Origin of the sequence: Saccharopolyspora sp. NPDC002686 (assembly GCF_040295745.1) — a bacterium.
Classification (GTDB): Bacteria; Actinomycetota; Actinomycetes; order Mycobacteriales; family Pseudonocardiaceae; genus Saccharopolyspora; species Saccharopolyspora oryzae.
This window is the reverse complement of record NZ_JBEOVY010000507.1, coordinates 1-4,080: the sequence shown is the minus strand read 5'-3', so window position 1 is coordinate 4,080 and position 4,080 is coordinate 1. Positions and strand designations below refer to the sequence as shown.

At 71.3% G+C, this 4,080-nt stretch carries 3 protein-coding genes and 1 pseudogene; 2 read left to right on the top strand and 2 right to left on the bottom strand.

Annotation, left to right across the window (positions count from 1 at the left end; translation table 11 throughout):
* Positions 1–896: pseudogene (locus ABTZ89_RS36590) on the bottom strand (FUSC family protein); the annotation flags it as partial.
* A 106-nt stretch (positions 897–1,002) separates the two neighbouring features.
* A complete protein-coding gene (locus tag ABTZ89_RS36585) occupies positions 1,003–1,593 on the bottom strand; it encodes a TetR/AcrR family transcriptional regulator (RefSeq protein ID WP_270954388.1) in 591 nt (196 codons plus the stop codon).
* Between the two features lie 208 nt (positions 1,594–1,801).
* Here ABTZ89_RS36585 and egtA point away from each other — a divergent pair, with 208 nt between their 5' ends.
* Positions 1,802–3,034: an ergothioneine biosynthesis glutamate--cysteine ligase EgtA gene (egtA, locus tag ABTZ89_RS36580; RefSeq protein ID WP_270954394.1), complete on the top strand. Its 1,233-nt coding sequence runs from the start codon at positions 1,802–1,804 to the stop codon at positions 3,032–3,034.
* Positions 3,035–3,052: 18 nt separating this feature from the next.
* The coding region (locus tag ABTZ89_RS36575; protein WP_351053611.1) for an SUMF1/EgtB/PvdO family nonheme iron enzyme at positions 3,053–4,080 on the top strand (1,028 nt) is incomplete at its 3' end.

Below are 4,080 nucleotides of genomic sequence, written 5' to 3'. Positions count from 1 at the left end.
GCGAGGACGGCCTGCCGCTCTACCAGGTGGCGCTGATCGAGGACGTCACCGACCGGATGATGCTGCAGGAGCGGCTGCGCCACCAGGCGATGCAGCACCGCCAGCAGCGCGCTGACGGCGTGCGGCACCGTGTCGCCGCCGCTGGGGTGGTCGACCAGCCGCAGCAGCGGGGTCAGCAGGTTCTCGGCGGCGAGCTCGACGTCGAGGATGCGCTGGCGCAGCCGGTAGCGGCCGGCCTCGTCGAGCGAATCGAGCTGGCCGACGGCGTTCTCGAGCATCAGCGACGTCTCGTTGAGGCGCACCGATCGGTTGGTCAGCTCGCGTCGCCGCGCCACCGATCCGGGCTGTTCGGCGACGTCCCGCACGGCGTGCAGCAGGCCGTGGACCTGCGCTTGCATCGTCCGGAGACCGCGTTCGAGCACTCCTTCGGGGTAGTCGCTCAGCACCAGGAACCGCAGCACGAACGCGGCCAGCGCTCCGACGATCGCCGCCGCGAACAGCGCGGGCAGCTGGGCCGGCTTCGGCTGCAGGAACATCGCGAAGAAGTAGCCCATGAACGCGACCATGCCCAGCGGGAAGAACCGCGGGCCGAAGCGGCGGATGTAGACCGCCACGAAGATCACGACCAGGAACACCAGCACGTGCACCAGCGGCCAGGGCGTGGTGAGGATCGCCAGCACCAGCACGACCGTCACCGGCAGCGGCATGAGCAGGGTGGTGATCTGCTGCTGGCGCCGCTGCGGGTCGTTGACGCCGAGCGAGGAGTTGATCGCCACCACGGCGCCGAGCATCGCCAGCGGCAGCGGCTGGCCCCACCAAGCCAGCACCGGCAGCACGACCGCGATGGTCAGCGCGACCGAGAGGGTGACCCGCGTCGCGGTGCGCAGCCTGCGCATGGACGGGTCAGAGGCGAGGAAGCGATTCCACCACTCGCTCCACATAGCGCCGCGGGCTCCTTCGCGCTCATCCGATCAGGCTTGCGAGATTACGCCGGATCTTCGCTCAGCGGGTGCGGTGGCGCCGGACGCTTTCCTCGACCAGGTCCAGCACCGGGGTCAGGTGCTGCGCGGGCAGCCCCATCGCCAGGTGCGAGAGCAGGCCCTCGAGCACCAGTTCCAGGTATGCGGTCAGCACGTCGACGTCGACGTCGTCGCGGAGGTTGCCCGCTTGCTTCTGCCACTCCAGGCGCGCCCGGGTGGCGGTGGTCAGCTGCTCGGAGCGCTGCGCCCAGCGCTCCCGGAACTCCTCGTCGGTGCGCAGCCGCCGGGACACCTCCAGCCGGGTGCCCAGCCAGTCCGCGCCCAGCGCGGGGGCGCCGGTGCTGGAAGCGTTGAGCAGGTTGCGCATGACCTGCACCAGACCCTGCTCGGCCACCACGTCGGCCATCCGGGTCGCGTCGTCCTCGGCGAGGGCGAGGAACAGCGACTCCTTGTCCTTGAAGTGGTGGAAGATCGCTCCGCGGGAGAGCCCGGTGGCTTCTTCCAGCCGGCGCACGGTGGCGCCTTCGTAGCCGAAGCGCGCGAAGCACGACCGGGAGCCGTCGAGGATCTGACGGCGCCGGGCGTCGAGGTGGTCTTGGCTGACCCGAGGCATATCCTGATCGTCCCAGGACGCACCGCAGGATGGCAATCCGTACGTACGTTTTGCTACCTGGCTCCCACCGTTCGGACGCGCGTCCGATCAGGTGGACGGACCTCGAAAAACCCGAATCCCGTTAACACTTGGCGTGATTGAGAACAAGGGTCGCGACCATGGGGGACGAGCGGTAGCGTCGGTGACCGGCCAATTACGGACGGTGATCATGTTGCCGGTGTCGACCGATCCTGCCGCCGCTGACTTCCCGACCTCCCGCGTTCGAACCAGGGCGGAGGCCGAGGCCTACGTCGCCTCGGTGTGCTTCAAGCACGGCCCCCCGAAGCTGATGGGCATCGAACTCGAATGGACCGTGCACCACCAGGACGACCTGACTCGCCCGCTCGACGCCGCGACGCTCATCAGCGCGCTCGGCGAACACGCGCCCCCTTCCCTGGTCCCGGACAGCCCGCACCGACCGCTGCCGAACGGCTCGGTGCTCACCGTCGAACCCGGTGGCCAGGTCGAGGTCTCCAGCCTCCCCACGACTTCCATGCGCTCGCTGTTCACCGTGGTCGCCGCCGATGCCGCGCACGTGGCGCGCCGGTTGGGCCGGGCCGGTCTGGTGCTCGGCGAGCAGGGCACCGACCCGTGGCGGCATCCCCGGCGGATCCTGCGGGTGCCGCGCTACGCGGCGATGGAAACCGCGTTCGACCGCATCGGTCTGGACGGCCGGTTGATGATGTGCAGCACCGCCGGGGTGCAGGTGTGCCTGGACGCCGGTGAACCGGACCGGGTGGCCGCCCGCTGGGCCGCGCTGCACGCGCTCGGACCGGTCATGATGGCGACCTTCGCCAACTCGCCCCTGCTGTTCGGCGAACGCACCGGATGGGTGTCGACCCGCACCCGCGCGCTGCTGCGCACGGATCCGCCGCGCACCCGTCCGGGCTCGATCACCGCTGATCCGGCCGGGAGCTGGGCCAGGCGGGTGCTGGACACCTCCTTGGTCTGCCGGCGGCGCGAAGGCGACGACTGGACGGTGCCCAGCGGGATCAGCTTCGCGGAGTGGATCCACGGCACGTGGCCGGACCCGCCCACCCGCGAGGACCTCGACTACCACCTCACCACCGTGTTCCCGCCGGTCCGGCCGCGCGGCTACCTGGAGGTCCGCTACCTGGACGCCCAGCCCGGTGACGGCTGGATGCTCCCGGCCGCGGCGCTGATCGCGCTGTTCCGCGAGGAGTCCACGGTGGACGAGGTGCTGGCGCTGACGTCCCCGGCGGTGGGCCGCTGGGTGCACGCGGCGCGGCACGGCCTGCTCGACCGGACCTTGGCGCACGTCGCCGAGGACGTCTTCGAGCTGGCCTGCCGGCTGCTCGACGGGCCGGACGTCCCGGAGGGGCTGTCCGGTGAGCTGGCCGACTTCGTGGCGCGGCGCATCGCCGCGACCGGCGATCGCTGATCACTGCGGAGGTATCCGGTGAACCTGGCAGAACTGAGCGAGGAAGACCTGCGCGCGCACGTGGCCGCGGAGCTGGCGCGCACCCGGCGGCGCAGCGCCGAGCTGACCGACTCGGTCGACGACGAGGACCTGGTCAAGCAGCACTCGCCGCTGATGTCCCCGCTGGTGTGGGACCTGGCGCACGTGGGCAGCCAGGAGGAGCTCTGGCTGGTGCGCGACGTCGGGGGTGCCGAGGCGATCCGCCCGGACATCGACGACCTCTACGACGCCTTCCAGCACGCCCGCCGCGACCGCCCGCAGCTGCCGCTGCTGGGACCGGCCGAGGCCCGCGACTACGTCGGAACGGTGCGCGACAAGGTCTTCGACCTGCTGGAGCGCACCCCGCTGGAGGGGCGGCGGCTGGTCGACCAGGCCTTCGCCTTCGGCATGATCGTGCAGCACGAGCAGCAGCACGACGAGACGATGCTGGCCACCCACCAGCTGCGCAGCGGAGCCCCTGCGCTGACCGCGGAACCACCACCGTCCGATGTGGACGTCCTGGCGCCCGAGGTGTTCGTGCCCGGCGGTCCGTTCACCATGGGCACCTCCACCGAGCCGTGGGCGCTGGACAACGAACGCCCGGCGCACCAGGTGCACGTCGACGACTTCTACCTCGACAGCGCACCGGTCACCAACGGCCAGTACCTGGCGTTCATCGACGCCGGCGGCTACGAGGACCCGCACTGGTGGACCGAGGCCGGCTGGGCGTACCGGCAGCGCGCCGAGCTGCAGGCGCCCCGGTTCTGGCAGCGGGACGGCGACCGGTGGACGCGCCGCCGGTTCGGGCACGTCGAGCCGGTGCCGGAAGCCGAACCGGTGGTGCACGTCAGCTTCCACGAGGCCGAGGCGTACGCGGCGTGGGCCGGGAAGCGGCTGCCCACCGAGCAGGAGTGGGAGAAGGCCGCGCGCTTCGACCCGAGCACCGGCCGGTCGCTGCGCTACCCGTGGGGCGACGACGATCCGGAACCGGAGCACGCCAACCTCGGCCAACGGCACTTGCAGCCGGC

Bases quoted from the DNA above. Each gene is read 5' to 3' on its own strand.
- ABTZ89_RS36585 (WP_270954388.1), bottom strand. From the start codon at position 1,593: ATGCCTCGGGTCAGCCAAGACCACCTCGACGCCCGGCGCCGTCAGATC.
- egtA (WP_270954394.1), top strand. From the start codon at position 1,802: ATGTTGCCGGTGTCGACCGATCCTGCCGCCGCTGACTTCCCGACCTCC.